The sequence below is a fragment of the Rhizobium sp. P2_G2 genome (assembly GCF_056403555.1).
The window spans coordinates 101965-117477 of the sequence record NZ_JBFUFF010000008.1 but is presented as its reverse complement, the minus strand read 5'-3'; the positions used below and the strand labels follow the sequence as shown (position 1 = coordinate 117477).

The following is a 15513-nucleotide window of genomic DNA, read 5'->3' as shown; positions in this document are numbered from 1 at the left end:
ACGGCATTCTACGGAATGATCGTCAGCAGGATGAAGGTGAGGAACACGGCGAGATGCGTCACGCCGGTGAGCGTCGTCGTTCGGCCAGTGCCGAAGCTGACGATGCAGATCGTGTGAGAGAGAAGCAGCAGCACTGTCTGCGCCGCGTCGAGGCCCAATGTCAGTCCGCGGCCGGTGATCAGGCTTCCCATGGCGACCGCTGGGATCGTCAGCCCGATCGTGGCGCAGGCCGAACCCAGCGCGATGTTGAGGCCGCGCTGCAGCTCGTTGGCCATGGAGGCTCGGACGGCCGACAGCGCCTCCGGCATCAGCACGATAAGAGCGATCAGGGCGCCGACGATCGAATCCGCCTGTGCGATCTGAAAATGATGCAATGCGTCCTCGACGCGGGAGGCCACCTCTTCGGTGAGAAGCACGATGCCGAGCAGGCTGATAAGCAGAAATACGCCATGCTTGAGTGCCGCTCTATTCGTCGTGTTTTCGGCGTCGGCCTCAGCCAATTCACCGTCGAACGCCTCCATGAAGTCGTCGCGCTGGCTGATCACCTGCGCGAAGATGAAACTGGCGTAAAGAAACACGGAGAGGATGCTGACGAAGGCAAGCTGAGCCGTGGAGAACGTGCCTGGAGATGTCGTCAGCGTAAAGTTCGGCAGCACCATTGTCAGGACCGTGATGGCGATGAGCACGGCAAGGAACGCGCTCGTGCCCTGGCGCCTGATCTCCTGGTTGCGATGCCTCCAGCCGCCGAAGGTCATGCAGATCCCGACGAGACCGCTGCAGACGATCATCACCGTGGAGAACACCGAAGAACGCGCCAGCGTCGGATTGTTCTCGCCATGCAGCATCATGGAAATGATGATCGAAACTTCGATCGCGGTGACCGCGAAGGTCAGAACCAGTGTCCCCCAGGGTTCGCCCAGATGCTTGGCAATGGTGTCGGCGTGATGCAGTGCGATGAAGACGGTCGCCAGGACGAGGACGATCAGCAGGACGCCGGCCGTGGCCATGAATGTCGGCCCGAGATTATAACCCTGCAACGGCCTCGTCCGGACGATCAGTGCGGTCAGGATACAGATGAGTGGCAGCCCGTAGAAAAGAAAGATGCGGCGATAACTGGCAATCTGCACGATGGATCCCCCGAATCCTGAAAAGGCAGCCCCGTCCCAAAGGCATTTTCCTTATACATGCCTATTGCCGTTGCTGGGGAGTCCCTCGAGCAAGACTTTGCGATCAACGATGATGGCGCCGATCCGGATCAAGCACGAATGCGATCCGTTTTTGGCAGTCTGCAGCATGTCGACCAAAAGTGGTCCCTGGTTTCGGGAGAATAACGGCTGCATGGCACTGAAGGGAAACACGAAGCTGAGCGACGTCATCGCTACGCGTATTTCGCAAAGCGGCACAAGCGAAGTGGCTTGACGATTCTCAGTAAAATCAAGGCAAAAAAAGCCCGGCGTGGGAGGGGGAACGCCGGGCTTCTGACAATGTCATCAGCCAGGGAGATTGCCGATGACGGGGACCGAGGGGAGGAGAAAAATCAGTCCCGTTGAGATGAATCTAATATGACATCGCACCGTTTCAAGAGCGAGAGGGCTAAAATACCCTGTTTTACGAACGCCCTGCCAGCGCCCGCTCGAACAGGCGCGACAGGCGACCGGCGAAGGCCCGCGGATCGGCCGGTTTGTCGCCGTCGAGGATACGCGCTTCATCAAGCAGCAGCCAGGCCGCGTCGGCGCGGAAATCGGCATCGCCGAGGCCTGCCACCGATTTGACCAGCGTATGGCCGGGATTGATTTCCAGCACCGGCTTCTCCGCCGTCTGCAGCCGTCCCGCGCCTTGCAGCAGCTTTTCCAACTGCCGATCGAGCGCATTTTCAGAGGCGACGAGGCAGGCCGCACTCTCGGTCAGCCGGGCCGAGACGCGGACGTCGGCGACTTCGGCGGCCAATGTCTCCTTGGCGAAGGTGATAAAGTTCCTGACCTCGTCGGAGGCTTCCGCATTATCCTCGGCTTGGCCGTCGACCTTCGCCACCTTGTCGAGATCGGCAAGGCCCTGGGTGATCGACTTGAGCGTCTTGCCCTCGAATTCCTGCGCATTCGGCGCCCAGAAACTGTCGACCGGATCGGTGAGCAGCAGGACTTCGATACCGCGGGCGCGAAAGCCTTCGAGCTGCGGCGAGGCCTTGAGCTGGTCGAGATTGCCGCCGGCCAGATAGTAGATCGCGTCCTGGCCTTCCTTCATGTCCTTCACATAATCGGCAAGCGACCGGAAGCCATCGCCCGAAGCGGTGGTGCGGAAGCGCGACAGTGCCAGCAGCTGGCCCTTGCGCTCGAAATCGTCATAAAGCCCTTCCTTCAGCACGCTGCCGAACATTTCCCAGATTTTCAGGAATTTTTCGGCCTCTGTTTCGGCGAGCTTTTCGATCGCGGTCAGAATACGGCTGGTCACACCCTTGCGGATCGCGGCGAGGATCGGGCTGTCCTGGATCATCTCGCGGGAAATGTTGAGCGGCAGGTCCGACGTGTCGACGATGCCGCGCACGAAGCGCAGATAGCGCGGCAGCAGTTCCGCCTCGTCGGTGATGAAGACGCGCTTCACATAGAGTTTCATCCGGCCCTTGCGATCGGCATCGAAGAGATCGAAGGGCTGCGCTCCCGGCACGAAGGCGAGTGCCGTATATTCATGCCGGCCCTCGGCGCGGAAATGCACGGTGAGTTCCGGCTCGTCATACTGACCGGAGACGCCGCGATAGAAATCCGTATATTCCTCAGGCTTGATGTCGTTTTTCGACTTGGTCCACAGCGCCGCACCATCGGTCACCGAACTCGGCTCGGCGTCCGGCTTATCGCGCACCTGGATCGGCACCGGCACATGGCCGGACTGTTCGCGGATGATCCGCTCCACCGCCCACTTGCCGGTATAGGTCTTGGCATCTTCCATTAGATGCAGCACGACGCGCGTGCCGCGTACCGGGGCATCCTCCACCGCTGCCGGGGCGACGCTATAGCTGCCCTTGCCGTCAGAGGACCAGAGCCAGGCCTCGGCCGCACCGGCCCGGCGCGAAATCACGTCGACCCGGTCGGCGACCATGAAGGACGAATAGAAGCCGACGCCGAATTGGCCGATCAATTCCGCCCCTTCGCCCGCCTTGGCGGCCTCGATCCGCTCCATAAAGGCGCGGGTGCCGGAGCGGGCGATCGTGCCCAGCGCATCGATCATCTCGTCGCGGCTCATGCCAATGCCATTGTCCTCGACGCTGAGCCGCATGCCCTCTTCATCGAGCGACACCAGAATGCGCGGCGCCTCGCCATCGGCCGCGAGCTCCGGCTGCGCGATCGCCTCATAGCGTAGCTTTTCGCAGGCATCGGCGGCATTGGAAATCAGTTCGCGCAGGAACACGTCCTTATCCGAATAGACCGAGTGCACCATCATGTAGAGCAGGCGGCTGACATCGGCCTCGAAGGCATGCTGTTCGGCGGGCTGGTCGAGAACGTCTTGTGTCATTGGGATCTCTCCGTTCAGACTGAAATTTTGCGCGAGACATGGCGCGGCTGGAGCGGAATTTCAAGTCCAGATTGGCTTTGCCGAAAGAGCATGCGAATATCGTTTTGAGGTTGGTCGGCTGATCGGCTAGTTTTTGCGGATGCCTAACTTGGAAGAAATTCAACTCAGAGCGCTGATATGGCCATGATCGTCGATGTTACAGAAGCCGAGGTCCGTTTCTCCGAACTGCTCGCTCGCGTTGAGGCAGGCGAGGAGATCATCATTATGCGTGATGACGATCCTGTTGCCCATTTTGTAACAATCAATGAGCGCGGCCGCCGGCTCGTGGCAATCGAAGGGCTACGTGCAGCTCGCAGTCAGGCCAAGCCCGTCACCCAGGATGAAATCCAAGCGTGGAAATGCGAAGGGCGCCGCTGAACCAGCAAGCAAATGTATGCTTGGCGATCAATCTTCTAAAGCTTAAGACAAGTCCTCTGGAGGGCCGGATTTTGCACGACGGACATCACCACGACCACGATCATCATCATGACAATCGCTATTCCGACATGCAGGCGCGGGTGAAGGCGCTCGAGACGGTGCTGACGGAAAAAGGACTGATCGACCCGGCCGCGATCGATGCCATCGTCGAAACCTACGAAACCAAGGTTGGGCCGCGTAACGGCGCCCATGTGGTCGCGAAAGCATGGAACGAGCCAGATTTCGCCGACTGGCTGAGGCGCGATGCCACGGCTGCGATCGCCAGTCTCGGCTATACCGGCCGCCAGGGTGAGCATATGCGTGCCGTCTTCAACACGCCGGAGACGCATAATCTCGTCGTCTGCACGCTGTGCTCCTGCTATCCATGGGCCGTGCTCGGCCTGCCGCCGGTTTGGTACAAGGCGCCGGCCTATCGCTCGCGGGCGGTCATCGATCCGCGCGGCGTGCTGGCCGAATTCGGGCTGATCCTGCCGGCGGAGAAGAAAATCCGCGTCTGGGATTCCACCGCCGAACTCCGCTACATCGTCATCCCCGAGCGGCCGGAAGGCACGGATGGCCTCGACCAGGAGGCATTGGCGACCCTCGTCAGCCGGGATGCGATGATCGGCGCGGCAGTCGCGGGGATGCCGGCATGAACGGCCCGCATGACCTGGGCGGGCAGATGGGCTTCGGTCCCGTCGCGCCCGAGCCGAACGAGCCCTATTTCCATGCCGAATGGGAGAAGCAGGCGCTCGGGATCGTGCTCTCCTGCGGCGTTTTCGGCGCCTGGACGATCGATGAGAGCCGGCATGCGCGCGAAAACATCCCGCCCGCCGCCTATCTCGCCGCAAGCTATTACGAAATCTGGATCCGCGCGCTCGAAGTGCTGCTGGAGCGGCACGGTTTTGCGACGAGAGCCGAGATCGACGCAAGTCGCAGACAAACCGAGCCGGTGGTACCGAAACGCATCCTCACGGCCGACATGGTGGCCGGCGCGCTGGCCAAGGGCGGCCCATGTGACCGGCCGGTCGAATCCGCTCCCCGTTTCGCCGTGGGCGAAAAGGTCAGGACGCGCAATTTCAATCCGGCAGGCCATACGCGTCTGCCGCGCTATGCCCGCGCCAAACAGGGTGTGATCGAGGCTGTGCAGGGATCGTTCGTCTTTCCCGACGACAATGCGCATGGGCGAGGCGAAAATCCGCAATGGATATACACGGTCGTCTTCGACGGCGGGGAGATCTGGGGTGACGGCGCCGATCCGTCGCTTACCGTCTCCATTGATGCTTGGGAGAGCTATCTTGAACAGGCCTGAGATCGAAACCAGCCTGCTTGGCTCTCCCGGATTGAAACTCACTGATAATGGCGCGCCGGCATTTCCGGAGCCTTGGGCTGCGCAAGCCTTCGCGCTCACCGTTCATCTGCATGAACGCGGCCTGTTCACGTGGACCGAATGGGCCGAATCGCTGTCGGTAGCACTCAGGCATCAGGACCCCCAGAAATGCGGCGAGGATTATTTCGACTGCTGGGTCTCGGCACTGGCGTCGCTGATTGAAAGCCGTGGCATAGCAGACCGTGAAACCGTTGAGGCTCTGCGGGAGAGTTGGCAGCGCGCCGCGGAGGCGACGCCGCATGGCAAGCCGATCGAATTGGCAAATGACCCGCTCTCAACGCCACGCATCTGAAACGGCGAGCACGGTCTTGGTCTGAAGCGGAAGGAAGTGACCGCGTACGCACTACAGGACCGCGGCTATAGCGACCCTATATCTGCGGTCATGAACATCTCGTAAATGGCAAATAAAAAAGCCCGGTGTGGGAGGAGGTACACCGGGCTTCTGATATAGGTCAACGGTCGGGAGGAGGATGACCGTCGATCATGCGGAAATCACTTGGGAGGAGAATTGATTTCCTGTGCATAGGTATAATGCTGCGGCGCACAAATTTCAAGTAATAAATTTGCAGTGCAGCAATTTGCGACAATGTCGCGATGCGCATGCCTTCATTTCGTCGCCGATGCCGGTTTTTTATCGTCATTGGCGATCGCACGCAGAATAGCTGCTGAACTTTGCTCCAGGCTGTCGAGATAGTGCGATTTGCCTGTGTTCTGGCCCGCAACCGCGCGCATGCGCATGAGCCGATCACGCAGTTCCGACCGAAATCGCTCGGCAGCGGCACGCGGCGCTGCCGCTGGCATATTTGTCTTGTCCAATATCGCCTCCAACCCATCCAGACCGGTTCGACGCTCCACCAACTCCCCGGTCGCACTTTAATACGATACGCTAATGTATAACCGCCGCAAGTTTCATTGATGCGACGATCACGCTTGTTTGATGCAAATCCCGTAATTCACAGGCGACGTGGATTGACCCCAGTTCCGGCGGAAAATGTTGCTTGACAAGGCGTCGCACCGCGCATCCATTTTTGGTGGCGCGCGAGCGCCCATCCCTCAAGACCATCACACAGCTTTGCTTTCAATGCGCCCATTGGCGATTAGCCATTCGACCGCTTCTTGCACCGCCTGTAACGACGTATAACGCGGCGAAAAGCCCAACAATCGCTTGGCTTTTTCCATCGAGCAATTGGGGCTGCGGGCAATGTGCTCCCAGGTCGCCTGCGCTTCCTCAGGCGTCTGGCCTTCCTTCCATGTGTCATAGGGCAGGAATTCCAGCTTTGGCTCCTTGCCGAACCAGTGCGACATGGCCTCGGCATAGCCGCGCAGGGTCAATGCCTTCTCGGACACCGCGTGAAAACTCTCGCCGACCGAAGCGTTCCAATTGGCAATTGCGCTCATGAACAGGCCGGCAATATCGTCGGCGTGAACGTGATGCACGGTTTCCAGGCCGAAATTCGGCAGCACCAGCGTCTCGCCCCGCGCCAGTTTCGAAAATACATCCGAATTGAAGTGGCCGGCTGGGTTCAACGGGTCCCAGCCGGGACCGACAATGTGGCCGGGATGGATGAGGGTGGCGGGAAAGCCCGACAGCCGTGCCTTTTGCAGCAGATAATCCTCGATCGCCGCCTTCTGTATCCCATATTCGCCGAACGGCTTTTTTGGCGCCTCCTCCGGCGTCGGCACGACCGTAGAGAAGCCGTGCGTCCAGATCGTTCCCGTATGCAGAAAATGGCTGACATGGCCGCTAAGCGCTTCAGCGAGCTGTTTTGCGCTGTCCAGCGTGAAACAGATCATGTCGATGACGATGTCTCCTTTCAGCGCTAGGATTTCCCGGCCGAACCGCCCTTCGTCTTCAAGGCTCGTCCTGTTCAATTGCCGCCGCTCGACGTTTCCCCAGGCGCGATTCGGCTGATAGGGTTCCGCCTGCCCGCGGCTGACCGCGACGACCTCATGCCCCGCCTCGACAAGCCGGGGAACAAGATAGGTGCCGACATGGCCTGTTGCCCCGATGACGATCACGCGTGCCATATCGGCCTCCTTCAAATTGCCTTATCCGACCGAGCCGGACTTTATCGTTCAATAGTGTTCGAATGCCGAGTGGCCGGCATTGCAAAGCCGGCCACTCGAATGAGCAGTGATCGTTTCTGCCGCCTACTGGGTGAAACCAATATTCTCCATATGCAGGCTCAGTGTCGGCGTAATGCCTGAGCCGGTCACATTGGTGTTCATCAGGTAATGCAGCGTCTCGAAATGCACGAACACCAGTGGCGAATCCTTTGATGTGGTCGTGCGGATTTGCTCGTAGATCCCCTTGCGTTCGGCCTCGTCATTGCTCGCCGCCGCCTTGTCGATCAGGGCATCGACATCCTTGTTGGAATAGTTGGTCGAGTTGATCGGCCCGCCGGATTTCAGCACCAGAGAATAGAAATTGTCCGGATCGATCGTCCGTTCCTGATAGGCGCTGGTGATCTGGTAGCTGCCCTTGGAGAAGGCGTCATACCACACCGAGACGTCGACCTGCTTGATCTCCATGTCGATGCCGATCTGCTTGAGTTCATCGCGCAGCACCTGGCCGGTCTTCAGCAGTTCCGGATATTGCGGCAGGCCGAGATATTCGACTTTGACGCCGTTGGCAAAGCCGGCTTCCTTCATCAGTTGCTTGGCTTTGTCGATATCCTGCTTCGGCGCGAACAGGCCTTTTTCGTCATACCATTTCGAACCCGTCGGCATTTCGGTGAGGCCGAGTTCGCCGGTGCCGAGATAGGCAACGTCGCGGATGTCGGCGCGGTTGACGGCCAGTGCCACGGCTTGCCGGACCTTCTCATTGTCGAACGGCGGCTTTTTGGTGTTGAGGCCGATATAATCAGGGATGCCGGCGACGGCGTCAGAGACATAAGTAAAGCGCGGATCGCTCTTCAGCGCCGTCACCTGCTGCAGCGGAATGGCATCGACCCAGTCGAGTTCGCCAGCGGAAAGGCCATCGATGCGGCTCTGGTCGACCGGCAGGAACTTGAAGGTCACCGAATCGAGATGCGGCAGGCCCTTCTTGAAATAGCTCGGGTTCTTCTTGACGGTGATATGGTCGCCCTGCACCCATTCGACGAATTCGAACGGACCGGTGCCGACCGGCTTGCGGGCCGGATCACCGCTCTCGATCGCCTTCTTGTTGACGATCTCGCCATTCGTGGCGAGATTGGTCAGGAACGGGCCGAACGACGATTTCAAGTGAAAGACCACCGTCTTCGGATCGGGTGCCTCGACTGAATCGATCTGCGCGTAAAGACCGGCATAGGCGCTCGCGGTCTTCGGGTTGAGAATGCGCTCGAACGTGTACTTCACATCGGCCGAGGTGAATTTCTCACCGTTGTGGAATGTGGCGCCGTCGACCAGCGTGAATTTCCAGGTCTTTGGATCGACCTGGGTCCAGGCGGTCGCGAGATCCGGCACGAACTTGCCGGAGGCGTCGATGTCGATCAGCTTGCTGAAAATGCTTTCATAGACCTGCGCACCGGTATAGATGGACGAGGTCGCAGGGTCGAGCACGTCGGGTTCGCCGGTGAGCGCGGCGCGGAGATCGCCACCATCCTTGATCGCGGCGGCCCAGGCCGTGCTGCCGGCGACGGAGACGAGGAGGCCGATCGACAGCGCGGCGAGAGTGCGGGTGAGCGGTCTGGCAAAGGCGGAAGTCAGAGAATGCGGTATCGTATGCATGAAACTCTCCCTTGTTGAAAACGGGCTAACGGGACTGGCTGCGAACGAAATCGAGGAAGGCCTTGTTGAACGGATCGGGTGTTTCCCACAGGCAGGCATGACCGCCCGGTGTCGTGGCCCATTGCGCGCCGGGTATGGCCTCATGCAGTTTCTTCGACAGCCGCACGGGAATGAGGATGTCTTCTTCACCGGCAAGCACCAAAGTCGGCACCTTGATCTGGCCGACCCGGCCGATGGCGTCATGATTCTGGATGACGGCGAGCTGCGCCAGATAGGCTTCGAGCGACATGTCGAGCGCGGCCATTGCCTCGGCGAACTCGGCGGCATCAGCCGGCCGCTCGTTGAAGAACGGCACGGTAAAAGCCCAGAGCGACACATCGCGCATGACGAAGGGCACGTCGATCCTGGCAGCGAGATCGGCCCACATGTTGAACATGGTCAGGCAGAATTTGTCGACCGTGCCATAGGTGCAGGCAAGCGTCAGCGATTTGAGGTCGCCGCCATAGGCCAGCGCATATTCCTGTGAGATCATGCCGCCCATGGACACGCCCATCAGGTGGAAATTCCTGAAGCCGAGCTGGTCGATCACGGCCTTGGCGTCATCGGCGAGCATGCGGGCGGAATAGGGGCCGGCCGGCCGGTCGCTCAGGCCGATGCCGCGATTGTCGATGCGCAGCACGCGATAGCCGGCTTCGAGCAGCGCCGGCATCTGAAACCCCCAGGAGAGCAGGTCATCGGCTAGGCCGTTGATCAGCACGATGGTGCCATTCGGGGCGCCTTCACCATCCACTTCATAATTGATGCTGATTCCATTGACATTCGTCTTAGGCAAGGGAGCCTCCTTGGTAAGGGGTTGACGGGGGGCGGGGCACGGCCGCGAGCAAAGTGCGGGTATAGTGGTGCTGCGGATTGCGCATGATCCGGTCGGTGGCATCCATCTCGACGATCTTGCCGTGATAGAGCACGGCGACGTCGTCGCTGACATGTTCGACGACGCCGAGGTCATGGGTGATGAAGATGCAGGCGACGCCAAGATCCTGCTGCAGGTCGAGCAGCAGATTGAGGATTTGCGCCTGGACGCTCATGTCGAGCGCGCTGACCGGCTCGTCGGCAATGATCAGTTCCGGCTCGCTCGCCAATGCCGCCGCGATCGCCACGCGCTGCCGCTGGCCGCCTGAGAGGTGGTTCGGCAGCCGGCCGGCCAGAGCCGGGTTAAGTCCAACGCGACTGAAAAGATCGAGCACGCGCTTCTCGCGATCGGCCGTGCTGCCGATCCGGTAGCAATCGAGCGATTCACGCACGCTACGGCCAACCGTCCAGCGAGGATCGAGGCTGCCATACGGATCCTGGAACACCGGCTGCACGCGGCGGCGGAAATCATGCAGCGCCTTACCGCGCAGGCCCTGCACCTCGGCGCCATCGAACACCACGCGACCGCCATCGACAGGCGTCAGGCCGAGAATGCAGCGGCCAAGCGTGCTCTTGCCGCTGCCGGATTCACCGACCAGGCCCAGCGTCCGCCCGCGCATGACCGACAGCGAGACATTGTCGACCGCAGCCACCATGTGGCGGTTCCAGGGCGGCCCACCGGTGACGAAAGTTTTCTTCAAACCGTCGACACGAAGAAGTTCAGCCATGGCCGACCTCCTCCGCCTGTCGTGGCGCCGCTGCCCTCAGCCGCTCCGATTGTTCGAGGCTCTCGACGCTCCATTCGGCGGGGATCACCGGCAGCCGGCTGTGCCGCGGCGCGCCGGCCGGATTGGCGGCGAGCAATGCCCGCGTATAGGGATGGTTCGGCCGGGCAAACAGATCGGCGGTCTTTGCCACCTCCAGCAGCCGTCCGCCATACATGACCGCGACGCGGTCGCAGACCTGCGAGACGACGCCGAGATCATGGGTGATCAGGAGAACAGTGGTGCCGTGCTGGCGCCGCAGCCGGTCGATCAGCTGCAGCACCTGCGCCTGGATGGTCACATCGAGCGCCGTCGTCGGCTCGTCTGCGATCAACAGGCCGGGATTGTTGGCAAGCGCCGCGGCAATGACGATGCGCTGGCGCATGCCGCCAGAGAAACGATGCGGAACGCTGCCATAGCGCGCGGCAGCGTCGGGAATGCCCACTTCGTTCATCAGCGCGATCGAGCGCGCCTTGGCTTCGCGCCGGCTGACGCTGCTATGGGCGCGGACCGTTTCAGCGATCTGGTCGCCGACCGGCCAGACCGGGTCGAGGCTCGCCGAAGCATCCTGAAAGATCATCGACATGTCGACGCCGCGCAGGCGCCGCAATTCATCCTCACCAAGGCCGGCAATCTCCCGGTCATTGAGACGGATACTGCCGCTGACTTTGGCGTTTGTGGGCAGCAGGCCCATGACGGCATTGGCGAGCGTGCTCTTGCCGCTGCCGCTCTCGCCGACAATGCCAAATATCTCGCCCTTCTCGATCTCCAGCGACACGCCGTCGACCGCTGGCCGCGCGTCGTCGCCGGCAAACCGGACTCCGACATTGCTGATGGACAGGACCGCGCTCATCCGGCCACCCCGCGCGGATCGAAGGCGCGGCGCAGCCCTTCGCCGAGGAAGCTGAAGGCCAGCGCGGCGACGACGATCGCCAGACCCGGGAAGATCTCCACCCACGGCGCCTGGTTGAGCACATCGCGCCCATCCGACAACATGCCGCCGAGCGACGGTGTCGGCGGCTGTACGCCAAGGCCGAGGAACGAGAGCCCCGCTTCAAGTTGCAGCGCAAAAGCACAGAGCACCGAGGCCTGCACGATCACCGGCCCCAAGGCATTGGGCGCGACATGCTGGAAAATGACACGCAAATGGCTGGCGCCTCGGGCGCGGGAGCCGGCAACGTAGTCGTTACGGGTCACGACGAGCGTGCTGGTGCGCATGACGCGCGCGAGGATCGGCAGGTAGATGACGGCGATGGCAAGCGTGGCGACGACGCTGCCCGGCCCGAGAATGGCGATGAAGGTGATCGCCAGCAGCATGGCCGGCAGGACGAGGATCATGTCGACGGATCGCGAAATGGCCGTATCCACCCAACTGCCGAAATAGCCGGCCAGCAGCCCGAGCGGCACGGCAATGATGAGTGACGCAGCGACCGCCGAGATCGACACCAGCAGGCTGACGCGCAATGCATAGATGACCCGGCTAAGCACATCGCGGCCGAGCACGTCGGAGCCGAACAGATGCTGCATATCCGGCGCGCCGAGCACGCGATGCACTTCGACGGCTTCGGGATCATGCGGCGCGACCAATGGCGCGGCAAGCGCCAGCAGTGCCAGCACCGCCAGCATGACGCCGCCGATGAGCATGAAGCGTGAGGCCGAGTTGCGTGTCGCCACTTCCGCTACCGTCGTCGTCGGTTCCACCGCACTCATGTGGCTTCTCCATCCATGACGCGCGGATCGAGCCAGCCGACGATCAGGTCGGTGATCAGCGAAACGACGATGAAGATAGTGGCGATTGCCAGCACCCCGACCTGCACGGTCGGATAGTTCCGCTGGTTGATGCCGGTCACGACCAGCCGCCCGACGCCGGGCAGGGCAAACATGGTCTCGATAATGATCGCGCCGCCGAGCAGCACGCCGACCTGGATGCCGATCACGGTGGCGATCGATGGCCCGGCATTGCGCAGCGCATGGCCGAAGACGATGCGCTGGGTGCTGATCCCCTTGGCGCGTAGAAAGGTGACGAAAGGCCGGCCCATCACGGCGGTGACCGCGCTGCGCGTGGTGCGCAGGATATAAGCCGCCTCGCCGACAGCGAGCGTCAGCACCGGCAGCGCCATATAGCGCAGGTTCAGCAGCGGGCTGCGGCTAAAGGGCATATAGCCTGAGGGCGGCAGCCATTCGAGCGTGGCGGCGAACAGCAGCACGAGGATGATGCCGAGCCAGAAATCCGGCACGCTGATGCCGAAGACGACAAAACCTTCCGTCAGCCGATTGAGCCACTTGCCGCCAACCGCCGCCTTGACCCCCAGCGGTACGCCGACGATGACAGCGAGCAGCATCGAAAGTCCGGTCAGTTCGAAGGTGACGGGCAGGCGCTGCCCCAGGAGTTCGGAAAGCGATGCATGGCTGACAATATCCTTGCCGAGATCCCCATGCATAAGTCCGCCGATCCAGCTGATATATTGGTCGAACAGGCTCTGGTCGAGGCCGAGCTGGCGGCGCAGTTCGGCGACATTTTCGTCGGTGGCGCGGAAGCCGAGCATGGTGCGGACGGGATCGCCGGGCACGAGGCGAATAATCAGGAAGACGATGACGCTCATGACGAACAGCGTCGGAATGGTCAGCAGCACGCGCCGCAGCACGAAGGCGATCTGCCGGTTCATGGCGAGCGCCCTTGCTGCTCTTCGGCGCCGGCGCGGGCGACGATTTCGCGCATCAGCCGTTCGGTGAGCGTAAAATGCCTGGCGGCGATCGCTGCGGCATCGTCGGCCCTGCCTTCGGCGATGGCTGCGACCAGTTCCTGGTGCTGGCCGATGGCGATCCGGCGCACCTCTTCGGTAAAGGGTTCGGCGCCGAGATTGAGGCTGATTCGGGTGCGCAGGTCGACGGACAGGTCGACGAGGATCGGATTGTGCGTCGCTTGCGCGATTGCCCGATGTAGGGCGGAATCTGCCTGCCGCGAGGCGTCGCGGTCGGGTGCGTCGAGATAGGCCTGCAAAGCGGCCACGATCGGTCCCATGTCGCTGTCGAGGCGTCGCTCGGCGGCGGTATGGGCAATGGTCGACTCGATTAGCCGGCGAGCATCGAATATGTGCTCGAACTCGGTCCAGTTGTCGACGAGCTGGCGGCGGACATGCTCGGCCGAACTTGGCCCCCAGTTCGCCAGCACGAAATAGCCGCCATTGCGGCCGCGCCGGACTTCCAGATAGCCGGTATCGGTCAGTTCCTTCAGCGCCTCGCGCACCGAGGTGCGGGAGACGCCGAGCATGGTGGCGAGCTCGCGTTCAGTCGGCAATTGCTGGCCGGTCACATAGAGTCCGAGCGCCACGGCAGTCACCAGTCGGTCAACCACATCTTCGGCGATGCGGCGGCCGACGATCGGCGCACCGAGATGCAGTCGGCGACGTGGCGGGTGCTCCTCCGTTTCAACCACATCGCTGATGATATCGTCGCCCGGCATCATTGTCCCTCCTCGCGGCCGAACCGCTTCAAGAGGAACCGCGCCAGCGTGCGGGCCGCATCGACGATGCTCTGCAGTTCGACATATTCGTCGACGCCATGAAGATTGGCACCTTTGGCGCCATAGCAGACGGCGGGAATGCCGAGATCCTCGAGATAGACGCGGGCATCCGACGTGCTGCCGAGCATGAAGGCCGCCGGTGGCGCGCCGTGCGCCTCGGCATGCGCCTGCGCCAGATCACGCACCAGCGCGGCATCGCGTTCAATGAAGTGGCCCTTGGCGCGGAAGCCGCTGAGCGTCATGATTGGCTCGCTGGTGAAATCCGGATCGGCCTCAGCCATATCGGAAATCGCAGCCCGAACCCGCGCCTCCGCCTTCTCCGGCGCCCAGCCGCGCGGAAAGCCGATGCGGACGCTGAATGTTGCGCTGGCCGGAGCGCTGGACGTCCAGTCGCCAGCGGCGACCTTGCCGAGATTGATGTTATAGGCCCGCTCATTGGCGCCGATATTCGGCTCGGGATTGGTTTGGTGCAGGTCGTCGGCCCAGCGGCGCAGCCCCGCGACCAGCCGCATGCCCAGTTCTATGGCATTGACCGCGGCGGCGGAATAGGCGTGACCGGCCTCGGTCGCGATCTTGATGTCGACCCACAATATGCCGACGCCGCCGAGAAGCAGGCCGAGATCGGTCGGCTCCAGCACCACAACTTCTCGGGCGGTGACACTATGGTCGGCGACCGACAGAAGCGTGCCGTTGCCGGTGCATTCTTCCTCGACCACGGCGACGAAACCGAGCCGCTTTTCGGCGAACAGATCGGGCGCGACATCGCTGAGACCCTGAATCGCCAGCATGCCGACAGCAAAGCCGCTCTTCATGTCCATTGCGCCACGGCCATAAAGCCGGCCGTCGCGGCGGGACGGCTCGAAGGGCGGCGTGGTCCAGAGTTCGGGCGAATCTGCCGGCACGACATCCATATGGCCGTTGAGCAGCAGCGTTAGTTCGCCCTTTCCCGGCGTGGTCGCCAACACCTGGTAACGGTCGGGCGTGAGGAGATCGGCCGGCGGCGTGACGCCGGCGCGTGGATCCTCGACCTTGGTATTGGGAAACGGCAGACGTTGGACATCGAGGCCAAGCGTTTCGGCCTGCCTGGCAAAAATCCCCATCGCCGCCTGTTCCGAGCCGATGGTGCTCGGGGCGCGAACAAGGTCTTCGAGAAAGGCAAACATAGCCTCCCGATGCGCGTCGATTGCGCGATCCAGATCGTCCAGCATGCGTTCCCACTTTTATGGTTTATTGTCCAGACCATATACCAAAAATGT

At 61.7% G+C, this 15513-nt stretch carries 16 protein-coding genes; 4 read left to right on the top strand and 12 right to left on the bottom strand.

Annotated elements, in window-relative coordinates; genetic code table 11:
- Positions 1-8: 8 nt before the first annotated feature.
- Positions 9-1127: a calcium:cation antiporter gene (locus AC1D06_RS09670; protein WP_477986046.1), complete on the bottom strand. Its 1119-nt coding sequence runs from the start codon at positions 1125-1127 to the stop codon at positions 9-11.
- A gap of 481 nt (positions 1128-1608) precedes the next feature.
- Positions 1609-3504: a molecular chaperone HtpG gene (gene htpG / locus AC1D06_RS09665; RefSeq protein ID WP_477986045.1), complete on the bottom strand. Its 1896-nt coding sequence runs from the start codon at positions 3502-3504 to the stop codon at positions 1609-1611.
- Positions 3505-3681: 177 nt separating this feature from the next.
- On the opposite strand from htpG, the gene AC1D06_RS09660 reads away from it, so the two are divergent.
- The 4 genes from AC1D06_RS09660 (at position 3682) to AC1D06_RS09645 (ending at position 5642) form a co-directional block, all read left to right on the top strand.
- On the top strand, positions 3682-3921 hold the full coding sequence (locus AC1D06_RS09660) for a type II toxin-antitoxin system Phd/YefM family antitoxin (RefSeq protein WP_477986044.1): 240 nt from the start codon (positions 3682-3684) through the stop codon (positions 3919-3921).
- A 71-nt stretch (positions 3922-3992) separates the two neighbouring features.
- Complete coding sequence (nthA, locus tag AC1D06_RS09655) at positions 3993-4616, top strand: nitrile hydratase subunit alpha (RefSeq protein ID WP_477986043.1); 624 nt, start codon at positions 3993-3995, stop codon at positions 4614-4616.
- Positions 4613-5272, top strand: a complete 660-nt coding sequence (nthB, locus tag AC1D06_RS09650) for a nitrile hydratase subunit beta (protein WP_477986042.1) — start codon at positions 4613-4615, stop codon at positions 5270-5272. The genes nthA and nthB overlap by 4 nt, the downstream gene beginning before the upstream one ends.
- Positions 5259-5642, top strand: a complete 384-nt coding sequence (locus AC1D06_RS09645; RefSeq protein ID WP_477986041.1) for a nitrile hydratase accessory protein — start codon at positions 5259-5261, stop codon at positions 5640-5642. Before nthB ends, AC1D06_RS09645 begins: the two co-directional genes overlap by 14 nt.
- A gap of 314 nt (positions 5643-5956) precedes the next feature.
- On the opposite strand, the gene AC1D06_RS09640 is transcribed toward AC1D06_RS09645, so the two are convergent.
- From AC1D06_RS09640 to AC1D06_RS09595, 10 genes are all read right to left on the bottom strand, one after another.
- Positions 5957-6205: a hypothetical protein gene (locus tag AC1D06_RS09640; protein WP_477876035.1), complete on the bottom strand. Its 249-nt coding sequence runs from the start codon at positions 6203-6205 to the stop codon at positions 5957-5959.
- A 207-nt stretch (positions 6206-6412) separates the two neighbouring features.
- On the bottom strand, positions 6413-7378 hold the full coding sequence (locus AC1D06_RS09635) for an NAD-dependent epimerase/dehydratase family protein (protein ID WP_477876034.1): 966 nt from the start codon (positions 7376-7378) through the stop codon (positions 6413-6415).
- Between the two features lie 123 nt (positions 7379-7501).
- Positions 7502-9061: an ABC transporter substrate-binding protein gene (locus AC1D06_RS09630; RefSeq protein ID WP_477876033.1), complete on the bottom strand. Its 1560-nt coding sequence runs from the start codon at positions 9059-9061 to the stop codon at positions 7502-7504.
- 25 nt (positions 9062-9086) lie between these two features.
- Complete coding sequence (locus AC1D06_RS09625) at positions 9087-9893, bottom strand: alpha/beta fold hydrolase (protein ID WP_477876032.1); 807 nt, start codon at positions 9891-9893, stop codon at positions 9087-9089.
- On the bottom strand, positions 9886-10698 hold the full coding sequence (locus tag AC1D06_RS09620; protein ID WP_477876031.1) for an ATP-binding cassette domain-containing protein: 813 nt from the start codon (positions 10696-10698) through the stop codon (positions 9886-9888). The genes AC1D06_RS09625 and AC1D06_RS09620 overlap by 8 nt, the downstream gene beginning before the upstream one ends.
- Positions 10691-11587 (bottom strand): ABC transporter ATP-binding protein, encoded by an 897-nt coding sequence (locus AC1D06_RS09615; RefSeq protein WP_477876030.1) that lies wholly within the window; start codon positions 11585-11587, stop codon positions 10691-10693. The genes AC1D06_RS09620 and AC1D06_RS09615 overlap by 8 nt, the downstream gene beginning before the upstream one ends.
- Entirely contained in the window at positions 11584-12444 is an 861-nt protein-coding gene (locus AC1D06_RS09610) for an ABC transporter permease (RefSeq protein WP_477986040.1), read from the bottom strand. The genes AC1D06_RS09615 and AC1D06_RS09610 overlap by 4 nt, the downstream gene beginning before the upstream one ends.
- The gene (locus AC1D06_RS09605) at positions 12441-13400 is read right to left on the bottom strand and encodes an ABC transporter permease (RefSeq protein ID WP_477986039.1); all 960 of its coding nucleotides are present in this window, start codon (positions 13398-13400) and stop codon (positions 12441-12443) included. Before AC1D06_RS09605 ends, AC1D06_RS09610 begins: the two co-directional genes overlap by 4 nt.
- Positions 13397-14197, bottom strand: a complete 801-nt coding sequence (locus tag AC1D06_RS09600) for a FadR/GntR family transcriptional regulator (RefSeq protein ID WP_477986038.1) — start codon at positions 14195-14197, stop codon at positions 13397-13399. The genes AC1D06_RS09605 and AC1D06_RS09600 overlap by 4 nt, the downstream gene beginning before the upstream one ends.
- The gene (locus AC1D06_RS09595) at positions 14197-15465 is read right to left on the bottom strand and encodes a M20/M25/M40 family metallo-hydrolase (RefSeq protein WP_477986037.1); all 1269 of its coding nucleotides are present in this window, start codon (positions 15463-15465) and stop codon (positions 14197-14199) included. Before AC1D06_RS09595 ends, AC1D06_RS09600 begins: the two co-directional genes overlap by 1 nt.
- Positions 15466-15513 lie beyond the last annotated feature (48 nt).